This window comes from Pseudomonas sp. OF001, from assembly GCF_904426495.1.
Classification (GTDB): Bacteria; Pseudomonadota; Gammaproteobacteria; order Pseudomonadales; family Pseudomonadaceae; genus Geopseudomonas.
In genome coordinates, this window is sequence record NZ_CAJGBM010000063.1 from 111,978 (window position 1) to 131,499 (window position 19,522).

Consider the following 19,522-nt stretch of genomic DNA (forward strand, 5'->3'; position numbering starts at 1 on the left):
GCTGCAACAGGCGCCGGACAAAACCAGCTCAGCGGCCGAGCAGCCGCGCCAGCCCGTCGCGCAGCGGTGTCGGCTCGGAGAAGACGAAGCGCGCCAGCAGGCGCCGGTTGTCCGCCCGCGAGTGGCGGATATCGCCGGCACGCGCCTCGCCATGGGTCACCGGCGGCAGGTTACCGAGGATGTCCGCCAGCGCCGCCAGCAGCTGGTTGAGGCTGGTGGCGCGATCGAGGCCGACGTTCACCGCCCCCGCTTCCACCTGCGGCGCCTCCAGCGCCTGCACCAGCAGCGTCACCAGGTCGGCAACGTAGACGAAGTCGCGGGTCTGCTCGCCGTCGCCGAACACGCTGATCGGCAGGCCGGCCAGCGCGCGCTCGGCGAAGATGCTGATCACCCCGGAATACGGCGAGGACGGATCCTGGCGCGGGCCGAAGATGTTGAAGAAGCGGAAGATCGCCGGTTCCAGGCCATGCTGGCGGCGGTAGAAGTCGAGGTAATGCTCGCTGGCCAGCTTGTCCGCGGCGTAGGGGGTCAGCGGCGCCTTGGGGGTTTCCTCGTCGATGGCCGTGCCTTCGCCGTTCTGCCCGTACACCGCCGCGCTGGAGGCGAACAGCACCCGGCGCACGCCCTGCTCGCGCATGGCCTCGCACAGGTTGAGGGTGCCGATGAAGTTGCTCTGGTGGGTGCCGACCGGATCGTCCACCGAGGCCTGCACCGAGGCCACCGCCGCCAGGTGGGCCACCGCGGTGCAACCAGCCAGCGCCGCCTGCACCGCCCCGATGTCGGCCACGTCGCCCTCGACCAGCTCGAGGCGCGGGTTGTCCAGCGGCAGGTTGGCGCGCTTGCCGGTGGACAGGTTGTCCAGCACGCGCACGCGGTGGCCGCGCGCCAGCAGGGCATCGGCCAGGTGCGAGCCGATGAAGCCGGCGCCGCCGGTGACCAGGATCAGGGAATCAGACATGACGGTAGTAGCGGTCCACGACGGCCGGCAGGGCGGCGCGCCAGGCGCGCGGCTTGATGCCGAAGGTGTTGAGGATCTTCCGGCAGGCGAGCACCGCATGCTGCGGTTCTTCCGGCGCGTCGGGACGCTCGGCGTGGGCCTGCGGGGTGAAGTCCTGGGGGATGTCCGGGCGATGGCGGCGCGCCTCGGCCAGGGTGGCCTGGCCCATGGCCAGGCTGGTGGTCGCCTCGATGCCGCCATAGTGGTAGGTGCCCCACAGCGGCGCATTGCAGTCGAGCTGCTTGAGCACCGCGAGGATCACCCGCGCGGCGTCGTCCACCGGGGTCGGGTTGCCGCGTCGGTCGTCGGCGAGGCACAGCGGCTCGCCGCTCTCCGCCCACCGGAGCAGACGGCCCATGCGCCCCTCCGGACTCTCGTCGAGCAGCCAGCCGAAACGCAGCAGGATGTGCCGCGGGCAGATGGCCCGCACGCTCTGCTCGAAGCGCCATAGCGCCTGGCCGCGCAGGCTCAGCGGGTGGATGTCGTCCTTCTCGCTGTAGGCGGTGGCGCGGGCGCCGTCGAACACCTTGTAGCTGGACGGCTGCAGCAGGACGATCTCGTGGTGCAGGCACAGCTCGGCCAGGCGGTCGATGGCGCGCTCCTGGACGAACAGCCGTTCGGCCTCGATCTGCTCGGCCTGGAACCAGTCGTGGTAGTAGGCCAAGTTGACCAGCGCGTCCGGGCGCTGCTCGTCGAGCAGCACGGTCAGGCTGGCCGGGTCCCAGCCCTGCGGCGGCGGCACCGGGGCGAGGAACTCGACGTTCTCTTCAGCCCCCTGGCGCAGCAGCGCCTGTCCCAGGGCATTACCGCCGCCCAGCAGCATCAGGCGCATGCGCATGGTGATGGACTACCCTCGGCTCAGAACGGGATGTCGTCGTCGAAGCTGTCGTAGTCCGGCGCGGGCTGGGCGGCCGGCTGCTGCGGGGCCGGACGCGACTCGCGCGGCGCATGCTGCTGCGGCTCGCGCTGCGGGCGCGCCGGACGCTGGGCGTAGTCGCCACCCTCGGCGTTGCCGCCGCGGCTGCCGAGCAGCTGCATCTGGCCGCCCATGTCGACCACGATCTCGGTGGTGTAGCGGTCCTGGCCGGACTGGTCCTGCCACTTGCGGGTCTGCAGGCGGCCTTCGACGTAGACCTGGGAGCCCTTGCGCAGGTACTCGCCGGCGATCTCGGCGACCTTGCCGAAGAACACCACGCGGTGCCACTCGGTGCGCTCCTGCAGCTGGCCGGTCTGCTTGTCCTTCCAGCTGTCGCTGGTGGCCAGGGTGATGTTGGTCACCGCATTGCCGTTGGGCAGGTAACGGGTTTCCGGGTCGCCCCCGACGTTACCCACCAGAATGACTTTGTTGACTCCGCGAGCCATGATTTTCTCCTAAGGCTTCAGCACGCCGGCGCCGGATTGACCAGGCGCTCGATGGACGTGCGATCCACTTGTTGGGCATCCAGCTTGACATACAGGGCGGCCTCCTCGGCCACCACGACAGCATCGGCCACGCCGGGCACTGCCTTCAGACGCTCTACCAGTCCCGCCTCGCGCAGCGCTTCGGGCGACAGCGACAGGCGCAGACTGGTCACATACGGCGGTTCGCGCATAGTAGCAGCAAACCCCAGCCACAGGGCAGCGAGCAGCGCACAGCCGAGGAACACCGCGGCCACCCCGCCCTGCTGGAACAGCCAGCCGCCGAGCAGGCCGCCGAGGGCGGCGCCGAGGAACTGGCTGGTGGAATACACGCCCATCGCCGTGCCCTTGCCGCCGGCCGGCGCCATCTTGCTGATCAGCGACGGTAGCGAGGCCTCCAGCAGGTTGAAGGCGGTGAAGAACACCAGGGTGCCGATCACCAGCGCGACCAGGCTGTTGCCGAGCTGCCAGAAGAACAGCTCGCAGAGCAGCAGCACGCCGACCGCGCCGACCAGCACGCGGCGCATCTGCCGACGCTTCTCGCCGTAGATGATGAACGGAATCATGGCGAAGAAGCCGACCAGCAGGCCGACCAGGTAGACCCACCAGTGCTCCTCCTTGGGCAGCCCGCCCTGCTCGACCAGCGCCAGCGGCAGGGCGACGAAGCTGGCCATCAGGATGGCGTGCAGCGCGGCGATGCCGAAGTCCAGGCGCAGCAGCTGGCCATCGCGCAAGGTCGGCCACAGCGCCTGGCGGGCCACGCCGGACTCGCGGTGCTGCAGGGCGCTCTGCGGCCTGGGCACCAGCACGGCGATGATCAGGATCCCGAACAGGGCCATGCCGGCGGTGACCCAGAACAGCCCGGCCAGACCGAAGGCACGGGTCAGCAGCGGGCCGATGACCATGGCGGCGGCGAACGACAGGCCGATGCTCATGCCGATCATGGCCATGGCCTTGGTGCGGTGCTGCTCGCGGGTGAGATCGGAGAGCAGCGCCATCACCGCCGCCGAGATGGCGCCGGCGCCCTGCAGCACCCGGCCGGCGATCACCCCCCAGATCGAGTCGGCGCTGGCCGCCAGCGCCGCGCCGGCGGCGAAGATCAGCAGGCCGACGTAGATCACCGGCAGGCGGCCGATGCGGTCGGAGAGGATGCCGAAGGGGATCTGCAGCACGGCCTGGGTCAGGCCGTAGGCGCCGATGGCCAGGCCGATCAGCAACGGCGTGGCGCCGGCCAGATCCTGGCCGTAGGTCGCCAGCACCGGCAGCACCATGAACATGCCGAGCATGCGGAAGGCGAATACCGAGGCCAGACCGGCAGCCGCACGCTGCTCGGTCGGACTCATGCGCTCGGAGTGCGGATCGTGCATGACTTCACCTCGAAAAACGGGGGCGCAATTCTAGCAGCACCGCCGCCGCCGGCACAGGCGCGGCGCTTTGCCGCCCGGCAGACGGCAGCCGTATACTCCGGGCTTTTCCGCCCGCCATGCGAGGCTGCAGTGGACCAGATCCTGATCCGTGGGGCGCGCACCCACAACCTGAAGAACATCGACCTCACCCTGCCGCGCGACAAGCTGATCGTCATCACCGGCCTGTCCGGCTCGGGCAAGTCGTCGCTGGCCTTCGATACCCTGTACGCCGAGGGCCAGCGCCGCTACGTGGAATCGCTGTCGGCCTACGCCCGCCAGTTCCTGTCGATGATGGAGAAGCCCGACGTCGACACCATCGAGGGCCTGTCGCCGGCGATCTCCATCGAGCAGAAGTCCACCTCGCACAACCCGCGCTCGACGGTCGGCACCATCACCGAGATCTACGACTACCTGCGCCTGCTCTACGCCCGCGTCGGCACCCCGCGCTGCCCGGAGCACGACGTGCCGCTGGAGGCGCAGACGGTCAGCCAGATGGTCGACCAGGTGCTGGCCCTCCCCGAAGGCAGCAAGCTGATGCTGCTGGCTCCGGTGATCCGCGAGCGCAAGGGCGAGCACCTGTCGGTGTTCGAGGAGCTGCGCGCCCAGGGATTCGTGCGCGCACGGGTCGACGGCAGGCTCTTTGAGCTGGACGAGCTGCCCAGGCTCGACAAGCAGAAGAAGCACAGCATCGACGTGGTGGTCGACCGCTTCAAGGTGCGCGGCGACCTGCAGCAGCGCCTGGCCGAATCCTTCGAGACTGCCCTCAAGCTGGCCGACGGCATCGCCCTGGTCGCCCCGATGGAGGGGGAGGACGGCACGGAGATCATCTTCTCGGCGCGCTTTGCCTGCCCGCACTGCGGCCACTCGATCGGCGAACTGGAGCCCAAGCTGTTCTCCTTCAACAACCCGGCCGGCGCCTGCCCGAGCTGCGACGGCCTGGGCGTCAAGCAGTTCTTCGACCCGCGCCGGCTGGTCAACGGCGAGCTGAGCCTGGCCGAGGGCGCGATCCGCGGCTGGGACCGGCGCAACGTCTACTACTTCCAGATGCTCGGCTCGCTGGCCGCGCACTACGGCTTCAGCCTCGACGAGCCGTTCGACGCGCTGCCGGTGGCGGTGCAGAAGCTGCTGCTGCATGGCAGCGGCCGCGAGGAGGTGGAGTTCCGCTACCTCAACGACCGCGGCGACATCGTCCGCCGCGCCCACCCGTTCGAGGGCATCGTGCCCAACCTGGAGCGCCGCTACCGCGAGACCGAGTCGAGCAGCGTGCGCGAGGAGCTGGCCAAGCTGCTCAGCACCCAGCCCTGCCCGGACTGCCGTGGCACCCGCCTGCGCCGCGAGGCGCGCCACGTGTGGGTCGGCGAGCGGACCCTGCCGGCGGTCACCGCCCTGCCGGTGGGCGACGCCTGCAACTACTTCGCCGATCTCAGCCTGAGCGGTCGGCGCGGCGAGATCGCCGCGAAGATCCTCAAGGAGATCCGCGAGCGCCTGCAGTTCCTGGTCAACGTCGGCCTCGACTACCTGACCCTGGAGCGCAGCGCCGACACCCTGTCCGGCGGCGAGGCGCAGCGCATCCGCCTGGCCAGCCAGATCGGCGCCGGCCTGGTCGGAGTGATGTACATCCTCGACGAGCCGTCGATCGGCCTGCACCAGCGCGACAACGAGCGCCTGCTGGCCACCCTCACCCACCTGCGCAACCTCGGCAACACGGTGATCGTGGTCGAGCACGACGAGGACGCCATCCGCCTGGCCGACTACGTGGTCGACATCGGCCCGGGCGCCGGCGTGCACGGCGGCCGCATCGTCGCCCAGGGCACCCCGGCCGAGGTGATGGCCCACCCCGAGTCGCTGACCGGCAAGTACCTGTCCGGCCGCGCGAAGATCCGCTACCCGGCCGAGCGCACGTCCGTCGACCGCAACAAGCTGCTGCGGCTCAAGGGCGCGCGCGGCAACAACCTGCGCAGCGTCGACCTGGAGATCCCGCTCGGCCTGTTCACCTGCGTCACCGGCGTGTCCGGTTCGGGCAAGTCGACGCTGATCAACAACACCCTGTTCCCGCTGGCCGCCCATGCGCTGAACGGTGCCGAGTCGCAGGAGGCGGCGCCTTACGCCAGCCTCGACGGCCTGCAGCACCTCGACAAGGTGGTCGACATCGACCAGAGCCCGATCGGCCGCACGCCGCGCTCCAACCCGGCCACCTACACCGGACTGTTCACCCCGATCCGCGAGCTGTTCGCCGGGGTGCCGGAGTCGCGCTCGCGCGGCTACGGCCCGGGGCGCTTCTCCTTCAACGTCAAGGGCGGGCGCTGCGAGGCCTGCCAGGGCGACGGGGTGATCAAGGTGGAGATGCACTTCCTGCCGGACATCTACGTGCCGTGCGACGTGTGCAAGGGCAAGCGCTACAACCGCGAGACCCTCGAGGTGAAGTACAAGGGCCGGAACATCCACGAGGTGCTGGAGATGACCATCGAGGAAGCGCGCGAATTCTTCGATGCGGTGCCGGCGGTGGCGCGCAAGCTGCAGACGCTGATCGACGTGGGCCTCTCGTACATCAAGCTGGGGCAGAGCGCCACCACCCTGTCCGGCGGCGAGGCGCAGCGGGTCAAGCTGAGCCGCGAGCTGTCCAAGCGCGATACCGGCAAGACCCTGTACATCCTCGACGAACCGACCACCGGCCTGCACTTCGCCGACATCCAGCAACTGCTCGACGTGCTGCACCGCCTGCGCGACCACGGCAACACCGTGGTGGTGATCGAGCACAACCTCGACGTGATCAAGACCGCCGACTGGCTGGTCGACCTCGGCCCCGAGGGCGGCTCGCGCGGCGGGCAGATCATCGCCACGGGCACGCCTGAGCAGGTCGCCGCCATGCCGCAATCGCACACCGGGCGCTTCCTCGGCCCGCTGCTGGAGCGCGACCGGGCGTAGCTCCTGCGCGGAACGCCAGCCGTACACGACAAGGCCGGGCATCAAGCCCGGCCTTGTCACATCCGCAAGCCGCGCGCGCCGGCTCTGCCCCGGACAAAAAACGCAGGCAACAAAAAGCCGGGCACTGGGCCCGGCTTCTTGTGAATCACCCGAACTTACTCGGCAGCTGCTTCCACAGCACCGGCAACCGGACGATCAACCAGCTCGACGTACGCCATGGGCGCGTTGTCGCCAGCGCGGAAGCCGCACTTGAGGATGCGCAGGTAGCCGCCCGGACGGTTGGCGTAGCGCTTGCCCAGCTCGTTGAACAGCTTGCCGACAGCAGCCTTGGAGCGGGTGCGGTCGAAAGCCAGACGACGGTTGGCGACGCTGTCTTCCTTGGCCAGGGTGATCAGCGGCTCGGCAACGCGACGCAGCTCTTTCGCCTTGGGCAGGGTGGTCTTGATCAGCTCGTGTTCGAACAGCGACACCGCCATGTTCTGGAACATGGCATTGCGGTGTGCGCTGGTGCGGCTCAGGTGACGGCCACTTTTACGATGACGCATGATTGAAATTCCTTACCAAACCTTGAGTTCGGTTATCAGGGACGATCAGGCAGTCGCCTTGTCATCCTTTTTCAGACTTGCCGGCGGCCAGTTGTCGAGGCGCATGCCGAGGGAAAGACCGCGGGAAGCCAGAACGTCCTTGATCTCGGTCAGGGACTTCTTGCCCAGGTTCGGCGTCTTGAGCAGCTCCACTTCGGTGCGCTGGATCAGGTCACCGATGTAGTAGATGTTCTCCGCCTTCAGGCAGTTGGCCGAACGCACGGTCAGTTCCAGATCATCGACGGGGCGCAGCAGGATCGGGTCGATCTCGTCTTCCTGCTCTTCCACCACCGGAGCGCTGTCACCCTTGAGGTCGACGAACGCGGCCAGCTGCTGCTGCAGGATGGTCGCGGCACGACGGATGGCCTCTTCGGGATCCAGGGTACCGTTGGTTTCCAGGTCGAGGACCAGCTTGTCCAGGTTGGTACGCTGCTCGACACGGGCGCTTTCCACCACGTAGGCCAGGCGACGGACCGGGCTGAACGAGGCGTCGAGCTGGAGGCGGCCGATCGAACGGCTCTCGTCCTCGTCGCTCTGGCGGGCGTCGGCGGGCTCATAGCCACGGCCGCGCGCCACTTTCAGACGCATGTTCAGGGCACCGTTGTCCGCCAGGTTGGCGATGACGTGGTCACCGTTCACGATCTCGACATCGTGATCCAGCTGAATATCGGCAGCGGTGACCGCACCCGGACCCTTCTTGGAAAGGGTCAGCGTCACTTCATCACGACCGTGCAGCTTGATGGCCAGGCCTTTCAGGTTGAGCAGGATCTCGATCACATCTTCCTGCACACCCTCGATGGCGCTGTACTCGTGGAGTACGCCATCGATTTCAGCCTCAACCACTGCGCAGCCAGGCATGGAGGACAACAGGATGCGACGCAGCGCGTTGCCCAGTGTGTGACCAAAACCGCGCTCGAGAGGCTCGAGCGTGATCTTGGCGCGGGTCGGGCTGACCACCTGAACGTCGATGTGACGGGGGGTCAGAAACTCATTTACCGAACTCTGCATGGATGCACCTATTTTCTAGCTCTTACTTGGAGTAGAGCTCGACAATCAGGTTTTCGTTGATGTCAGCGGACAGATCGCTGCGAGCCGGCACGCTCTTGAACAGGCCGGACTTCTTCTCGGCATCAACTTCCACCCACTCAACGCGGCCACGCTGGGCGCACAGCTCGAGAGCCTGGGCGATACGCAGCTGGTTCTTGGCCTTTTCACGGACAGCGACGACGTCGCCAGCCTTGACCTGGTAAGACGGGATGTTGACGGTCTGACCGTTGACGGTGATGGCCTTGTGCGAAACCAGCTGGCGGGATTCGGCACGGGTGGCACCGAAGCCCATGCGGTAGACGACGTTGTCCAGGCGGCACTCGAGCAGTTGCAGCAGGTTCTCGCCGGTCGAACCCTTGCGACGGGTTGCTTCCTTGTAGTAACCGCTGAACTGACGCTCCAGCACGCCGTAGATGCGGCGGACCTTCTGCTTCTCGCGCAGCTGGGTGCCGTACTCGGACAGGCGACCACGGCGCTGGCCATGGATACCGGGGGCCGCTTCGATATTGCACTTGGATTCCAGAGCGCGGGCGCCGCTCTTCAGGAACAGGTCAGTGCCTTCGCGACGGGACAGTTTGCATTTCGGACCAATGTAACGAGCCATTCTTCACTGTCTCCTATTACACGCGACGCTTCTTCGGCGGACGGCACCCGTTGTGCGGGATCGGCGTCACGTCGGTGATGCTGGCAATCTTGTAGCCGCAGGCGTTCAGGGCACGCACGGCGGATTCACGACCCGGACCCGGACCCTTGACGTTGACGTCGAGGTTCTTCAGGCCGTACTCCAGAGCGGCCTGACCGGCGCGCTCGGCCGCCACCTGGGCAGCGAACGGAGTGCTCTTGCGCGAGCCGCGGAAACCGGAACCACCGGAAGTCGCCCAGCTCAGAGCGTTGCCCTGACGGTCGGTGATGGTCACGATGGTGTTGTTGAAGGACGCGTGGATGTGGGCGATGCCATCAACCACCGTCTTTTTGACTTTCTTACGAGGACGAGCAGCAGGTTTTGCCATGACTATATTCCTGTCGATTCGCGGATGCGATTACTTGCGGATCGGCTTGCGCGGACCCTTGCGGGTACGGGCGTTGGTCTTGGTGCGCTGACCATGAACCGGCAGGCCGCGACGGTGACGCAGGCCGCGGTAGCAGCCGAGGTCCATCAGGCGCTTGATGTTCATGTTGATTTCGCGGCGCAGGTCACCTTCGGTGGTGAGCTTGGCGACTTCGCCACGCAGCTGCTCGATCTGCTCGTCGCTCAGATCCTTGATTTTCGCCGCCGGGTTGACGCCGGTGGCGGCGCAGATGTTCTGCGCGGTGGTGCGACCGACACCATAGATGTAGGTCAGCGAGATAACAGTGTGTTTGTTATCCGGAATGTTGACGCCTGCAATACGGGCCATTCAGAAAAACTCCAATTGACAGCTATCCGCGCCCCGGAAGCCAAGAAAAGGGCGTGGATATTAACGCTGTAATAACAAATAATCAACCCGGCAGCGCACTAGCTGCCGGGCTGGTTCGCAGATCACACTCAGCCTTGGCGCTGCTTGTGGCGCGGCTCCGCGCTGCAGATCACGCGAACGACGCCTTCACGGCGCACGATCTTGCAGTTGCGGCACAGCTTCTTGACCGATGCACGAACTTTCATCACCAACTCCTCGAACCTTACGGGACGGTCAGCGCAGCATGCCGCTGCCGTAGCCCTTCAGGTTGGCTTTCTTCATCAGGGAATCGTACTGGTGCGAAACGAGGTGCGATTGTACTTGGGACATGAAGTCCATCACAACGACCACGACGATCAGCAACGAGGTCCCGCCAAGGTAGAACGGCACATTGGCCGCCACCACCAGGAACTGGGGCAGCAGGCATACGGCCGTCATGTACAGAGCACCGAACATGGTCAAGCGGGTCAGAACGCCATCGATGTAGCGCGCCGACTGCTCGCCGGGACGGATACCCGGAATGAAGGCACCGGACTTCTTCAGGTTTTCCGCCACGTCCTTCGGGTTGAACATCAGCGCCGTGTAGAAGAAGCAGAAGAAAATGATCCCTGCACTAAACAGCAGAATGTTCAACGGCTGACCGGGCGCGATCGCCTGCGCGATGTCCTGCATCCAGCCCATGCCTTCACCCTGACCGAACCAGGCACCCAGGGAGGCCGGGAACAGCAGGATGCTGCTGGCGAAGATCGCCGGAATGACGCCGGCCATGTTCACCTTCAGCGGCAGGTGGCTGGTCTGCGCCGCGAAGACCTTGCGGCCCTGTTGACGCTTGGCATAGTGCACCGCGATGCGACGCTGGCCACGCTCGATGAACACCACGAAACCGATGATCGCGACGGCCAGCAGACCGATGGCAATCAGGGCGAAGATATTGATATCACCCTGACGGGCAGACTCGAAGGACTGCCCGATCGCCGACGGCAGGCCGGCCACGATACCGGCAAAGATCAGCATCGAGATGCCGTTGCCGATGCCGCGTTCGGTGATCTGCTCGCCCAGCCACATCATGAACATCGCCCCTGCCACGAAGGTGGTGACCGCCACGAAGTGGAAACCGAAATCGGTGCTGAAGGCCACACCCTGACTGGCCAGACCAACGGACATGCCGGTGGCCTGGACCAGTGCCAGGGCAACAGTGCCGTAGCGGGTGTACTGGCTGATCTTGCGTCGACCAGCCTCACCTTCCTTCTTCAACTGCTCCAGTTGCGGACTGACCGCCGTCATCAGCTGCATGATGATCGATGCCGAGATGTACGGCATGATCCCCAGTGCAAAGATGCTCATGCGCTCCAGCGCGCCACCGGAAAACATGTTGAACAGGCTAAGAATGGTCCCCTCGTTCTGCCGGAACAGCTCGGCCAGCCGGTCAGGGTTGATGCCGGGCACCGGGATGTGCGCGCCGATCCGGTAGACGATGATCGCCATGAACAGGAAACGCAAACGAGCCCAGAGCTCGGACAGCCCGCCATTGCTGAGCGCGGAGAGAGCACCTTGCTTAGCCATTTAGTCCTCGATTTTGCCGCCAGCTGCTTCGATGGCCGCACGTGCACCCTTGGTGACGGCGATGCCCTTCAGGGTAACAGCGCGAGCAACGTCGCCGGACAGCATGACTTTGACACGCTGCACGTTTTCGTTGATCACGTTGGCATCCTTCAGCGCCTGCAGGGTGACGACGTCGCCTTCCACCTTGGCCAGCTCGGAGGTGCGCACTTCTGCGCGATCCATGGCCTTCAGGGAGGTGAAGCCGAACTTCGGCAGACGGCGGTGCAGCGGCTGCTGGCCGCCCTCGAAGCCCGGGGCAATCTTGCCGCCGGTACGCGAGGTCTGGCCCTTGTGGCCGCGGCCACCGGTCTTGCCCAGGCCGCTACCGATACCACGGCCCGGACGCAGCTTCTCGCGACGGGCACCCGGCGCGGAACGCAGATCGTTCAGTTGCATGGATTAACCCTCCACACGCAGCAGGTAGTAGGCCTTGTTGATCATCCCGCGATTCTCGGGGGTGTCCAGGACCTCTACGGTGTGGTTGATGCGACGCAGGCCGAGGCCCTTGACGCACGCCTTGTGGTTGGCCAGACGGCCGTTCACGCTCTTGATCAGCGTGACCTTGATCTTGGCATTCGACATGATCAGAGAATCTCCTCGACGCTCTTGCCACGCTTGGCCGCCACGGAGTCCGGAGACTGCATGCTCTTCAGACCCTTGAAGGTGGCGTACACCACGTTCACCGGGTTGGTCGAGCCGTAGCACTTGGCCAGAACGTTGTGCACACCGGCCACTTCCAGGACGGCGCGCATGGCACCGCCGGCGATCACACCGGTACCTTCCGAAGCCGGCTGCATGTACACCTTGGAGGCGCCATGGGCGGACTTGATCGGGTACTGCAGGGTGGTGCCGTTCAGATCGACCTGGATCATGTTGCGGCGCGCAGCTTCCATGGCCTTCTGGATCGCAGCCGGAACTTCGCGGGACTTGCCACGACCGAAACCGACGCGACCCTTGCCATCACCCACCACGGTCAGCGCGGTGAAGGTGAAGATGCGGCCGCCCTTGACGGTCTTGGCAACGCGGTTAACCTGAACCAGCTTCTCGATGTAGCCTTCGTCGCGCTTCTGCTCGTTGTTCGCCATAACTTAGAACTCCAGCCCGCCTTCACGAGCAGCATCGGCCAGTGCCTTCACACGACCGTGGTACTTGAAGCCAGAACGGTCGAATGCCACCTGGGTGACACCGGCGGCTTTCGCGCGCTCGGCGACCAGCAGGCCAACCTTCTTGGCAGCTTCGACGTTGCCGGTGGCAGCGCCACGCAGCTCCGCGTCCAGAGTCGAGGCGCTGGCCAGGACCTTGCCGCCGTCGGCCGAGATGACCTGGGCGTACATGTGCTGGGAAGAGCGGTACACGCAAAGGCGTACGGCCTCCAGCTCGCGCATCTTCAGGCGTGCCTGGCGAGCGCGACGCAGACGGATAACTTTCTTGTCGCTCATTTGCTATGCCCTACTTCTTCTTGGCTTCTTTACGACGGACAACTTCGTCGGCGTAACGCACACCCTTACCTTTGTAAGGCTCCGGACGACGGAAGTCGCGGATCTCGGCAGCCACCTGACCAACCACCTGCTTGTCGACACCCTTGATCAGGATCTCGGTCTGGCTCGGGGTTTCGGCAGTGACGCCTTCCGGCAGTTCGTACTCGATCGGATGCGAGAAGCCGAGGGCCAGCGACAGGGTCTGACCTTTGGCCTGAGCACGGTAGCCGACGCCAACCAGCTGCAGCTTGCGCTGGAAGCCTTCGCTGACACCAACAACCATGTTGTTGACCAGGGCGCGGGTGGTACCGGCCATGGCGCGGGTCTGCTGGTCGCCGTTGCGGGCAGCGAAACGCAGCTCACCTTCTTCCTGAATCACTTCCACCGAAGGATGCACCTTCAGTTCCAGAGCGCCCTTGGCACCCTTCACCGAAAGCTGCTGACCGGCCAGCCTGATTTCGACGCCGGCGGGCAGCTTGACGGGGTTCTTAGCAACGCGAGACATGCTGACTCCCCCTTAGAACACGGTGCACAGTACTTCGCCGCCGACACCGGCAGCGCGAGCAGCGCGATCCGTCATCACACCCTTGTTGGTGGAGACGATGGAAACGCCGAGACCGCCGCGAACTTTCGGCAGCTGCTCGACAGCCTTGTACTGACGCAGACCGGGACGGCTTACGCGCTTGAGCTCTTCGATGACCGGCTTGCCTTCGAAATACTTCAGCTCGATGGACAGCTGCTGCTTGATGTCGCCGCTGACCTGGTAATCCGCGATGTAGCCTTCGTCCTTCAGAACCTTGGCGACTGCTGCCTTCAGCTTGGAAGACGGCATGCTCACCACAGTCTTCTCAGCCATCTGGGCATTACGGATACGAGTTAGCATGTCCGCTAACGGGTCCTGCATACTCATGGGCTTGATGCTCCTGAAACAAAAAAAAGCCTTTCGGCTGTATTAGCCCGCGCTCGGGCACGAATGCCGGACTCAGGCGAGCCAGACATTCTAGAGACTGATCAAAAACGAATCAAGCCCCAGAGGGGCTTGATTCGCTTGACCGGGCTCCCGAGCGGACCCAGGAGCCTTGTCTGTCTTACCAGCTGGCCTTGACCAGACCCGGCACATCACCACGCATGGCGGCTTCACGCAGCTTGTTACGGCTCAGGCCGAACTTGCGGTAGAAGCCGTGCGGACGACCGGTGATGCGGCAGCGGTTGCGCAGACGGCTGGCCGACGCATCGCGCGGCTGCTTCTGCAGGGCTACCAGGGCTTCCCAGCGCTGCTCCGGAGTGGAGTTCGGGCTGGCAATGACAGCTTTCAGCTCGGCACGCTTCTTGGCGTACTTCGCGACCGTTTGCTGACGCTTCAGCTCACGGTTCTTCATGCTCATTTTGGCCATGTTCCTACTCCAATCAGTTGCGGAACGGGAATTTGAAGGCGCGCAGCAGGGCGCGGCCTTCGTCATCGGTACGGGCGGTGGTGGTCAGGGTGATGTCCATCCCACGCAGCGCATCGATCTTGTCGTAATCGATTTCCGGGAAGATGATCTGCTCTTTCACGCCCATGCTGTAGTTGCCACGACCGTCGAAGGACTTGGCATTCAGGCCGCGGAAGTCACGCACGCGCGGCAGGGAGATGGTGATCAGACGATCCAGGAATTCGTACATGCGATCGCCACGCAGAGTCACCTTGATACCGATCGGCCAGCCCTCGCGGACCTTGAAACCGGCGATGGACTTGCGAGCATAGGTGACCACCGGCTTCTGGCCAGCGATCTTCTCCATGTCGCCCAGCGCGTTCTCGATGACCTTCTTGTCACCGATCGCTTCGCCGAGGCCCATGTTCAGGGTGATTTTGGTGATGCGCGGAATTTCCATCACGTTCGCCAGCTGCAGGTCTTCCTTCAGCTTGGGAGCGATTTCGTTCCGGTAAATATCTTTCAATCGTGCCATGGTGTTTTACCTATGCTTCTCAAGCGCCAACCGGCTTCTGGGTGGACTTGAAGACACGAATTTTCTTGCCGTCTTCGACCTTGAAGCCAACGCGGTCAGCCTTGTTGGTTTCGGCGTTGAAGATCGCAACGTTGGAAACGTGCAGCGGCGCCTCTTTCTCGACGATACCGCCTTGAACGCCCAGCATCGGGTTCGGCTTGGTGTGGCGCTTGATCAGGTTGACGCCACCGACGACCAGACGGTCGTCAGCCAGCACCTTCAGCACCTTGCCACGCTTGCCCTTGTCCTTGCCGGCGATGACGATGACTTCGTCGTCACGACGAATCTTTTGCATGACGGCTACTCCTTAGAGCACTTCGGGGGCCAGGGAGACGATCTTCATGAACTTCTCGGTACGGAGTTCACGAGTCACCGGGCCAAAGATACGGGTGCCGATGGGCTCCTGCTTGTTGTTCAGCAGGACCGCGGCGTTGCCGTCGAAACGGATGATCGAGCCATCCGGACGACGCACGCCATGACGGGTGCGGACAACGACCGCGCTCATCACCTGGCCTTTCTTGACCTTGCCGCGCGGAATCGCTTCCTTCACGGTGACCTTGATGATGTCGCCAATACCGGCGTAACGACGGTGCGAACCACCCAGGACCTTGATGCACATCACGCGACGAGCACCGCTGTTATCGGCGACGTCGAGCATGGATTGAGTCTGAATCATATCTTTCTCCGACCCTTAGTCCTTAGACTTCCACGGCACGTTCGACGATTTCGACCAGGGTCCAGGCCTTGGTCTTGGCCAGCGGACGAGTCTCGCGAATGGTGACCAGGTCACCCAGGCGGCACTGGTTGCTTTCGTCGTGGGCGTGCAGCTTGGTCGAACGCTTCACGTATTTACCGTAGATCGGGTGCTTCACGCGGCGCTCGATCAGGACGGTGATGGTCTTGTCCATTTTGTCGCTGACGACTTTGCCGGTCAGCGTACGGACGGTCTTCTGAGCTTCAGCCATGATTACTTACCTGCTTGCTGGTTGAGCACAGTTTTCACGCGAGCGATGTCGCGCTTCACTTGCGAGAGCAGGTGAGACTGCCCCAACTGGCCAGTTGCCTTCTGCATGCGCAGATTGAACTGGTCGCGCAGCAGGCCGAGCAGTTGCTCGTTCAGCTGCTCAACGGATTTTTCACGAAGTTCGTTCGCTTTCATCACATCACCGTCCGCTTAACAAAGGTGGTCTCGAGCGGCAGCTTTGCAGCCGCCAGGGCGAAAGCCTCGCGAGCCAGCTCTTCGGAAACGCCTTCGATCTCGTACAGGACCTTGCCCGGTTGGATCAGGGCTACCCAGTACTCGACGCCACCCTTACCTTTACCCATACGAACTTCGAGGGGCTTCTTGGTGACAGGCTTGTCGGGGAACACGCGGATCCAGATCTTGCCGCCACGCTTGACGTGACGGGTCAGGGCGCGACGTGCGGCCTCGATCTGACGTGCGGTGAGACGACCACGGCTAACAGACTTCAGCGCGAACTCGCCGAAGCTGACCTTGCTACCGCGCTGAGCCAGACCACGGTTGTGGCCGGTCATCTGCTTGCGGAATTTTGTACGCTTGGGTTGCAGCATGTTGCGTACTCCTCTTACTTAGCAGCTTTTTTGCGAGGCGCAGGCGCTTGCGGCTTGAGCTCTTCGTGCTGGCCACCGATGACCTCGCCCTTGAAGATCCAAACCTTGACGCCGATCACACCGTAGGTGGTGTGCGCTTCGTAGGTGGCATAGTCGATGTCGGCACGCAGGGTGTGCAGGGGCACACGACCTTCGCGGTACCATTCGGTACGGGCGATTTCCGCACCGCCCAGACGACCACTCACCTGGATCTTGATGCCCTTGGCACCAATGCGCATGGCGTTCTGCACCGCGCGCTTCATGGCGCGACGGAACATCACGCGACGCTCCAGCTGCTGAGCTACGCTCTGCGCAACCAGCAAACCGTCGAGTTCCGGCTTGCGGATCTCTTCGATGTTGATGTGCACCGGCACACCCATCTGCTTGGTCAGGTCCTGACGCAGCTTCTCAACATCTTCACCCTTCTTGCCGATCACGATGCCGGGACGAGCGGTGTGGATGGTGATGCGTGCAGTCTGAGCCGGACGAGCGATGTCGATGCGGCTCACGGACGCGCTTTTTAGTTTGTCCTGGAGGTATTCACGGACCTTGAGGTCGGTGAACAGGTAGTCGGCGTAGGTACGCTTGTCAGCGTACCAGACCGAGGTGTGCTCCTTGACGATGCCCAGGCGAATGCCAGTGGGATGTACTTTCTGACCCATCTGATCGACTCCGTTACTTGTCCGCAACCTTGACAGTGATATGGCAAGACCGCTTGACGATGCGATCAGCACGGCCCTTGGCGCGCGGCATGATGCGCTTCAGCGAGCGCCCTTCGTTGACGTAGACGGTGGAGACCTTCAGGTCGTCCACGTCGGCGCCTTCGTTGTGCTCGGCGTTGGCCACGGCCGATTCCAGCACTTTCTTGATGACGGCGGCGGCTTTCTTGCTGCTGAATGCCAGCAGGTTGAGCGCTTCACCCACCTTCTTCCCGCGGATCTGGTCGGCGACCAAGCGGGCTTTCTGGGCGGAGATGCGAGCGCCCGACAACTTAGCGGCTACTTCCATTTCCTTACCCCTTAACGCTTGGCTTTCTTGTCGGCCACATGACCGCGATAGGTGCGGGTAGCGGCAAACTCGCCCAGTTTGTGGCCGACCATGTCTTCGTTCACCAGAACCGGGACATGTTGACGACCGTTATGCACGGCGATGGTCAGACCGACCATCTGCGGCAGGATCATCGAACGACGCGACCAGGTCTTGATCGGCTTACGGTCGTTCTTTTCCACCGCCACTTCGACCTTCTTGATGAGGTGAAGATCGATAAACGGACCTTTTTTCAGAGAACGCGGCACTGTCGTATCCCTCTACGTTACTTGCGGCGACGGACAATCATGTTGTCGGTGCGCTTGTTGGAACGGGTCTTCGCGCCCTTGGTCGGGAAGCCCCACGGCGATACCGGATGACGGCCACCGGAGGTACGACCTTCACCACCACCATGCGGGTGGTCAACCGGGTTCATGGCGGCGCCACGAACGGTCGGACGGACACCTTTCCAGCGCTTGGCGCCGGCCTTGCCCAGCGAACGCAGGCTGTGCTCGGAGTTCGAGACTTCGCCCAGGGTAGCGCGGCACTCGGCCAGGACCTTGCGCATCTCGCCGGAGCGCAGACGCAGGGTCACGTAGGCACCTTCACGAGCGACCAGCTGCACGGATGCACCGGCGGAACGCGCGATCTGGGCACCCTTGCCCGGCTTCAGCTCGATACCGTGAATGGTGGAGCCGACCGGAATGTTGCGCAGCGGCAGGCTGTTGCCAGCCTTGATCGGCGCGTGGGCACCGGAGATCAGCTGGTCGCCAGCGCTCACGCCCTTCGGCGCGATGATGTAACGACGCTCGCCGTCTGCGTACTTCAGCAGGGCGATGTGGGCAGTACGGTTCGGATCGTATTCCACGCGCTCGACGATGGCAGGGATGCCATCCTTGTCGCGACGGAAGTCGACCAGACGGTAGTGCTGCTTGTGACCACCGCCGATGTGGCGGGTGGTGATGCGACCGTTGTTGTTACGACCACCGGTCTTGCTCTTCTTCTCGACCAGCGGAGCGTACGGAGCGCCCTTGTGCAGGTCGGCATTGACAACCTTGACCACGAAACGGCGGCCAGCGGAAGTCGGCTTGCACTTAACGATTGCCATGATGCACTCCTACCTTACTCAGCGGCGCCGCTGGTGAAATCGAGGTCCTGGCCCGGCTGGAGGGCGATGTACGCCTTTTTCCAGTCGTTGCGCTTACCGAAGCCACGCGCGGTGCGCTTGGTCTTGCCCTTGACGTTCAGGGTGCTGACGCGCTCGACCTTGACGCCGAACAGGCTTTCGACGGCCTTCTTGATTTCCAGCTTGGTTGCGTCGGTGGCAACCTTGAAAACGAACTGGCTCTTGCCATCGGCAAGGGTCGTGGCCTTCTCGGAGATGTGCGGGCCAACCAGCACTTTGAATACGCGTTCCTGGTTCATCCCAGCAGCTCCTCGAATTTCTTCACGGCGGACACGGTGACCAGCACCTTGTCGTAGGCGATCAGGCTGACCGGGTCGGAACCCTGCACGTCACGGACGTCGACGTGCGGCAGGTTGCGCGCTGCCAGGTACAGGTTCTCGTCGACAGCGTCGGTCACGATCAGCACGTCGTTCAGACCCAGAGTACCCAGCTTGCTTACCAGAGCCTTGGTCTTCGGCGCGTCCACGGCGAAGTCCTCAACAACGACCAGACGCTCCTGGCGCACCAGTTCGCTCAGGATCGAGCGCAGGGCGGCACGGTACATCTTCTTGTTGAGCTTCTGCGCGTGATCCTGCGGCTTGGCGGCGAAAGTCACGCCACCGGCACGCCAGATCGGGCTGCGGCTGGAACCGGCACGGGCACGGCCCGAACCCTTCTGACGCCACGGCTTCTTGCCACCGCCACGCACTTCGGCGCGGGTCTTCTGGGCGCGGGAGCCCTGACGACCGCCAGCCATGTAGGCGACGACAGCCTGGTGCACCAGGGTCTCATTGAACTCGCCACCAAAGGTACGCTCGGAGACTTCGATCGCCTGCGCACCGTTCACATTCAGTTGCATCT

31 protein-coding genes are annotated in these 19,522 nt (G+C 63.9%); 1 reads left to right on the forward strand and 30 read right to left on the reverse strand.

The genetic code is table 11. The annotated features are described in order from the left end of the window. Positions 1 to 28: 28 nt before the first annotated feature. Genes RA210_RS20010 through RA210_RS20025 form a run of 4 tightly spaced genes read right to left on the reverse strand, consistent with a single transcriptional unit; the run spans position 29 to position 3,762 of the window. Positions 29 to 958 (reverse strand): NAD-dependent epimerase/dehydratase family protein, encoded by a 930-nt coding sequence (locus RA210_RS20010; protein WP_201487799.1) that lies wholly within the window; start codon positions 956 to 958, stop codon positions 29 to 31. Then, positions 951 to 1,835, reverse strand: coding sequence for a sugar nucleotide-binding protein (locus tag RA210_RS20015; RefSeq protein WP_136491288.1), 885 nt, complete (start codon positions 1,833 to 1,835; stop codon positions 951 to 953). The genes RA210_RS20010 and RA210_RS20015 overlap by 8 nt, the downstream gene beginning before the upstream one ends. A gap of 20 nt (positions 1,836 to 1,855) precedes the next feature. Next, positions 1,856 to 2,359: a single-stranded DNA-binding protein gene (locus RA210_RS20020; protein WP_201487800.1), complete on the reverse strand. Its 504-nt coding sequence runs from the start codon at positions 2,357 to 2,359 to the stop codon at positions 1,856 to 1,858. 17 nt (positions 2,360 to 2,376) lie between these two features. Next, the gene (locus RA210_RS20025) at positions 2,377 to 3,762 is read right to left on the reverse strand and encodes an MFS transporter (protein ID WP_201487801.1); all 1,386 of its coding nucleotides are present in this window, start codon (positions 3,760 to 3,762) and stop codon (positions 2,377 to 2,379) included. Between the two features lie 129 nt (positions 3,763 to 3,891). Here RA210_RS20025 and uvrA point away from each other — a divergent pair, with 129 nt between their 5' ends. Further along, the gene (uvrA, locus tag RA210_RS20030; RefSeq protein ID WP_201487802.1) at positions 3,892 to 6,726 is read left to right on the forward strand and encodes an excinuclease ABC subunit UvrA; all 2,835 of its coding nucleotides are present in this window, start codon (positions 3,892 to 3,894) and stop codon (positions 6,724 to 6,726) included. 155 nt (positions 6,727 to 6,881) lie between these two features. Here the strand turns inward: uvrA and rplQ are convergent, their stop codons facing one another. The 26 genes from rplQ to rplD form a co-directional block, all read right to left on the reverse strand. Then, positions 6,882 to 7,271 (reverse strand): 50S ribosomal protein L17, encoded by a 390-nt coding sequence (gene rplQ, locus RA210_RS20035; protein WP_090350156.1) that lies wholly within the window; start codon positions 7,269 to 7,271, stop codon positions 6,882 to 6,884. 45 nt (positions 7,272 to 7,316) lie between these two features. Further along, positions 7,317 to 8,318, reverse strand: coding sequence for a DNA-directed RNA polymerase subunit alpha (locus RA210_RS20040; RefSeq protein ID WP_136491013.1), 1,002 nt, complete (start codon positions 8,316 to 8,318; stop codon positions 7,317 to 7,319). A 22-nt stretch (positions 8,319 to 8,340) separates the two neighbouring features. Further along, the gene (gene rpsD / locus RA210_RS20045; protein ID WP_136491012.1) at positions 8,341 to 8,961 is read right to left on the reverse strand and encodes a 30S ribosomal protein S4; all 621 of its coding nucleotides are present in this window, start codon (positions 8,959 to 8,961) and stop codon (positions 8,341 to 8,343) included. Positions 8,962 to 8,977: 16 nt separating this feature from the next. After that, complete coding sequence (gene rpsK / locus RA210_RS20050; RefSeq protein ID WP_003093689.1) at positions 8,978 to 9,367, reverse strand: 30S ribosomal protein S11; 390 nt, start codon at positions 9,365 to 9,367, stop codon at positions 8,978 to 8,980. 30 nt (positions 9,368 to 9,397) lie between these two features. Continuing rightward, entirely contained in the window at positions 9,398 to 9,754 is a 357-nt protein-coding gene (gene rpsM / locus RA210_RS20055) for a 30S ribosomal protein S13 (RefSeq protein WP_136491011.1), read from the reverse strand. Positions 9,755 to 9,882: 128 nt separating this feature from the next. After that, positions 9,883 to 9,999 (reverse strand): 50S ribosomal protein L36, encoded by a 117-nt coding sequence (rpmJ, locus tag RA210_RS20060; protein ID WP_014854209.1) that lies wholly within the window; start codon positions 9,997 to 9,999, stop codon positions 9,883 to 9,885. 28 nt (positions 10,000 to 10,027) lie between these two features. Then, complete coding sequence (secY, locus tag RA210_RS20065) at positions 10,028 to 11,356, reverse strand: preprotein translocase subunit SecY (protein WP_136491010.1); 1,329 nt, start codon at positions 11,354 to 11,356, stop codon at positions 10,028 to 10,030. Further along, on the reverse strand, positions 11,357 to 11,791 hold the full coding sequence (gene rplO, locus RA210_RS20070) for a 50S ribosomal protein L15 (RefSeq protein WP_136491009.1): 435 nt from the start codon (positions 11,789 to 11,791) through the stop codon (positions 11,357 to 11,359). It lies immediately after the preceding gene. Positions 11,792 to 11,794: 3 nt separating this feature from the next. After that, on the reverse strand, positions 11,795 to 11,977 hold the full coding sequence (gene rpmD / locus RA210_RS20075) for a 50S ribosomal protein L30 (RefSeq protein ID WP_090213051.1): 183 nt from the start codon (positions 11,975 to 11,977) through the stop codon (positions 11,795 to 11,797). Positions 11,978 to 11,979: 2 nt separating this feature from the next. Beyond that, positions 11,980 to 12,480: a 30S ribosomal protein S5 gene (rpsE, locus tag RA210_RS20080; protein ID WP_136491008.1), complete on the reverse strand. Its 501-nt coding sequence runs from the start codon at positions 12,478 to 12,480 to the stop codon at positions 11,980 to 11,982. A 3-nt stretch (positions 12,481 to 12,483) separates the two neighbouring features. Then, positions 12,484 to 12,834 carry a 50S ribosomal protein L18 gene (rplR, locus tag RA210_RS20085; RefSeq protein WP_090306395.1) on the reverse strand — a complete coding sequence of 117 codons (351 nt, stop codon included), beginning with the start codon at positions 12,832 to 12,834 and terminating at the stop codon, positions 12,484 to 12,486. Between the two features lie 10 nt (positions 12,835 to 12,844). Then, positions 12,845 to 13,378: a 50S ribosomal protein L6 gene (gene rplF, locus RA210_RS20090; protein WP_201487803.1), complete on the reverse strand. Its 534-nt coding sequence runs from the start codon at positions 13,376 to 13,378 to the stop codon at positions 12,845 to 12,847. A gap of 12 nt (positions 13,379 to 13,390) precedes the next feature. Next, positions 13,391 to 13,783 carry a 30S ribosomal protein S8 gene (gene rpsH, locus RA210_RS20095; RefSeq protein WP_136491006.1) on the reverse strand — a complete coding sequence of 131 codons (393 nt, stop codon included), beginning with the start codon at positions 13,781 to 13,783 and terminating at the stop codon, positions 13,391 to 13,393. Positions 13,784 to 13,961: 178 nt separating this feature from the next. Then, the gene (gene rpsN / locus RA210_RS20100; protein ID WP_090350184.1) at positions 13,962 to 14,267 is read right to left on the reverse strand and encodes a 30S ribosomal protein S14; all 306 of its coding nucleotides are present in this window, start codon (positions 14,265 to 14,267) and stop codon (positions 13,962 to 13,964) included. 13 nt (positions 14,268 to 14,280) lie between these two features. Continuing rightward, complete coding sequence (rplE, locus tag RA210_RS20105) at positions 14,281 to 14,820, reverse strand: 50S ribosomal protein L5 (protein ID WP_136491005.1); 540 nt, start codon at positions 14,818 to 14,820, stop codon at positions 14,281 to 14,283. A gap of 19 nt (positions 14,821 to 14,839) precedes the next feature. Next, positions 14,840 to 15,154: a 50S ribosomal protein L24 gene (gene rplX / locus RA210_RS20110; RefSeq protein ID WP_136491004.1), complete on the reverse strand. Its 315-nt coding sequence runs from the start codon at positions 15,152 to 15,154 to the stop codon at positions 14,840 to 14,842. Between the two features lie 12 nt (positions 15,155 to 15,166). Further along, entirely contained in the window at positions 15,167 to 15,535 is a 369-nt protein-coding gene (rplN, locus tag RA210_RS20115; RefSeq protein WP_090306378.1) for a 50S ribosomal protein L14, read from the reverse strand. Positions 15,536 to 15,557: 22 nt separating this feature from the next. After that, positions 15,558 to 15,824 carry a 30S ribosomal protein S17 gene (gene rpsQ / locus RA210_RS20120; protein WP_136491003.1) on the reverse strand — a complete coding sequence of 89 codons (267 nt, stop codon included), beginning with the start codon at positions 15,822 to 15,824 and terminating at the stop codon, positions 15,558 to 15,560. 2 nt (positions 15,825 to 15,826) lie between these two features. Further along, positions 15,827 to 16,018, reverse strand: coding sequence for a 50S ribosomal protein L29 (rpmC, locus tag RA210_RS20125; RefSeq protein ID WP_003093720.1), 192 nt, complete (start codon positions 16,016 to 16,018; stop codon positions 15,827 to 15,829). After that, positions 16,018 to 16,431 carry a 50S ribosomal protein L16 gene (gene rplP, locus RA210_RS20130; protein ID WP_136491002.1) on the reverse strand — a complete coding sequence of 138 codons (414 nt, stop codon included), beginning with the start codon at positions 16,429 to 16,431 and terminating at the stop codon, positions 16,018 to 16,020. The genes rpmC and rplP overlap by 1 nt, the downstream gene beginning before the upstream one ends. Positions 16,432 to 16,445: 14 nt before the next feature. Beyond that, positions 16,446 to 17,132: a 30S ribosomal protein S3 gene (gene rpsC / locus RA210_RS20135; protein WP_136491001.1), complete on the reverse strand. Its 687-nt coding sequence runs from the start codon at positions 17,130 to 17,132 to the stop codon at positions 16,446 to 16,448. 13 nt (positions 17,133 to 17,145) lie between these two features. Beyond that, positions 17,146 to 17,478 carry a 50S ribosomal protein L22 gene (gene rplV / locus RA210_RS20140; protein ID WP_136491000.1) on the reverse strand — a complete coding sequence of 111 codons (333 nt, stop codon included), beginning with the start codon at positions 17,476 to 17,478 and terminating at the stop codon, positions 17,146 to 17,148. An 11-nt stretch (positions 17,479 to 17,489) separates the two neighbouring features. Beyond that, positions 17,490 to 17,765, reverse strand: coding sequence for a 30S ribosomal protein S19 (rpsS, locus tag RA210_RS20145; RefSeq protein WP_201487804.1), 276 nt, complete (start codon positions 17,763 to 17,765; stop codon positions 17,490 to 17,492). Positions 17,766 to 17,782: 17 nt separating this feature from the next. Continuing rightward, positions 17,783 to 18,604, reverse strand: a complete 822-nt coding sequence (gene rplB, locus RA210_RS20150; RefSeq protein WP_136490998.1) for a 50S ribosomal protein L2 — start codon at positions 18,602 to 18,604, stop codon at positions 17,783 to 17,785. A gap of 14 nt (positions 18,605 to 18,618) precedes the next feature. After that, positions 18,619 to 18,921 (reverse strand): 50S ribosomal protein L23, encoded by a 303-nt coding sequence (rplW, locus tag RA210_RS20155; RefSeq protein ID WP_136490997.1) that lies wholly within the window; start codon positions 18,919 to 18,921, stop codon positions 18,619 to 18,621. Then, on the reverse strand, positions 18,918 to 19,520 hold the full coding sequence (gene rplD, locus RA210_RS20160) for a 50S ribosomal protein L4 (RefSeq protein ID WP_136490996.1): 603 nt from the start codon (positions 19,518 to 19,520) through the stop codon (positions 18,918 to 18,920). The genes rplW and rplD overlap by 4 nt, the downstream gene beginning before the upstream one ends. Between the last annotated feature and the right edge of the window lie 2 nt (positions 19,521 to 19,522).

Excerpts from the sequence above, each read along its gene's own strand:
- rplB (WP_136490998.1), bottom strand. The coding sequence starts at position 18,604 with ATGGCAATCGTTAAGTGCAAGCCGACTTCCGCTGGCCGCCGTTTCGTG.
- RA210_RS20025 (WP_201487801.1), bottom strand. The coding sequence starts at position 3,762 with ATGCACGATCCGCACTCCGAGCGCATGAGTCCGACCGAGCAGCGTGCG.
- RA210_RS20040 (WP_136491013.1), bottom strand. The coding sequence starts at position 8,318 with ATGCAGAGTTCGGTAAATGAGTTTCTGACCCCCCGTCACATCGACGTT.
- RA210_RS20020 (WP_201487800.1), bottom strand. The coding sequence starts at position 2,359 with ATGGCTCGCGGAGTCAACAAAGTCATTCTGGTGGGTAACGTCGGGGGC.
- rplX (WP_136491004.1), bottom strand. The coding sequence starts at position 15,154 with ATGCAAAAGATTCGTCGTGACGACGAAGTCATCGTCATCGCCGGCAAG.
- rpsK (WP_003093689.1), bottom strand. The coding sequence starts at position 9,367 with ATGGCAAAACCTGCTGCTCGTCCTCGTAAGAAAGTCAAAAAGACGGTG.
- rplN (WP_090306378.1), bottom strand. The coding sequence starts at position 15,535 with ATGATTCAGACTCAATCCATGCTCGACGTCGCCGATAACAGCGGTGCT.
- rplO (WP_136491009.1), bottom strand. The coding sequence starts at position 11,791 with ATGCAACTGAACGATCTGCGTTCCGCGCCGGGTGCCCGTCGCGAGAAG.
- rplP (WP_136491002.1), bottom strand. The coding sequence starts at position 16,431 with ATGCTGCAACCCAAGCGTACAAAATTCCGCAAGCAGATGACCGGCCAC.
- rpsC (WP_136491001.1), bottom strand. The coding sequence starts at position 17,132 with ATGGGTCAGAAAGTACATCCCACTGGCATTCGCCTGGGCATCGTCAAG.
- rpmD (WP_090213051.1), bottom strand. The coding sequence starts at position 11,977 with ATGTCGAATGCCAAGATCAAGGTCACGCTGATCAAGAGCGTGAACGGC.
- rpmJ (WP_014854209.1), bottom strand. The coding sequence starts at position 9,999 with ATGAAAGTTCGTGCATCGGTCAAGAAGCTGTGCCGCAACTGCAAGATC.
- rplV (WP_136491000.1), bottom strand. The coding sequence starts at position 17,478 with ATGGAAGTAGCCGCTAAGTTGTCGGGCGCTCGCATCTCCGCCCAGAAA.
- rplF (WP_201487803.1), bottom strand. The coding sequence starts at position 13,378 with ATGTCTCGCGTTGCTAAGAACCCCGTCAAGCTGCCCGCCGGCGTCGAA.
- RA210_RS20010 (WP_201487799.1), bottom strand. The coding sequence starts at position 958 with ATGTCTGATTCCCTGATCCTGGTCACCGGCGGCGCCGGCTTCATCGGC.
- rplR (WP_090306395.1), bottom strand. The coding sequence starts at position 12,834 with ATGAGCGACAAGAAAGTTATCCGTCTGCGTCGCGCTCGCCAGGCACGC.
- rpsQ (WP_136491003.1), bottom strand. The coding sequence starts at position 15,824 with ATGGCTGAAGCTCAGAAGACCGTCCGTACGCTGACCGGCAAAGTCGTC.
- rplD (WP_136490996.1), bottom strand. The coding sequence starts at position 19,520 with ATGCAACTGAATGTGAACGGTGCGCAGGCGATCGAAGTCTCCGAGCGT.
- rpsN (WP_090350184.1), bottom strand. The coding sequence starts at position 14,267 with ATGGCCAAAATGAGCATGAAGAACCGTGAGCTGAAGCGTCAGCAAACG.
- rpsE (WP_136491008.1), bottom strand. The coding sequence starts at position 12,480 with ATGGCGAACAACGAGCAGAAGCGCGACGAAGGCTACATCGAGAAGCTG.
- secY (WP_136491010.1), bottom strand. The coding sequence starts at position 11,356 with ATGGCTAAGCAAGGTGCTCTCTCCGCGCTCAGCAATGGCGGGCTGTCC.
- rplE (WP_136491005.1), bottom strand. The coding sequence starts at position 14,820 with ATGGCACGATTGAAAGATATTTACCGGAACGAAATCGCTCCCAAGCTG.
- rpmC (WP_003093720.1), bottom strand. The coding sequence starts at position 16,018 with ATGAAAGCGAACGAACTTCGTGAAAAATCCGTTGAGCAGCTGAACGAG.
- rplW (WP_136490997.1), bottom strand. The coding sequence starts at position 18,921 with ATGAACCAGGAACGCGTATTCAAAGTGCTGGTTGGCCCGCACATCTCC.
- RA210_RS20015 (WP_136491288.1), bottom strand. The coding sequence starts at position 1,835 with ATGCGCATGCGCCTGATGCTGCTGGGCGGCGGTAATGCCCTGGGACAG.
- rplQ (WP_090350156.1), bottom strand. The coding sequence starts at position 7,271 with ATGCGTCATCGTAAAAGTGGCCGTCACCTGAGCCGCACCAGCGCACAC.
- rpsH (WP_136491006.1), bottom strand. The coding sequence starts at position 13,783 with ATGAGTATGCAGGACCCGTTAGCGGACATGCTAACTCGTATCCGTAAT.
- rpsD (WP_136491012.1), bottom strand. The coding sequence starts at position 8,961 with ATGGCTCGTTACATTGGTCCGAAATGCAAACTGTCCCGTCGCGAAGGC.
- rpsM (WP_136491011.1), bottom strand. The coding sequence starts at position 9,754 with ATGGCCCGTATTGCAGGCGTCAACATTCCGGATAACAAACACACTGTT.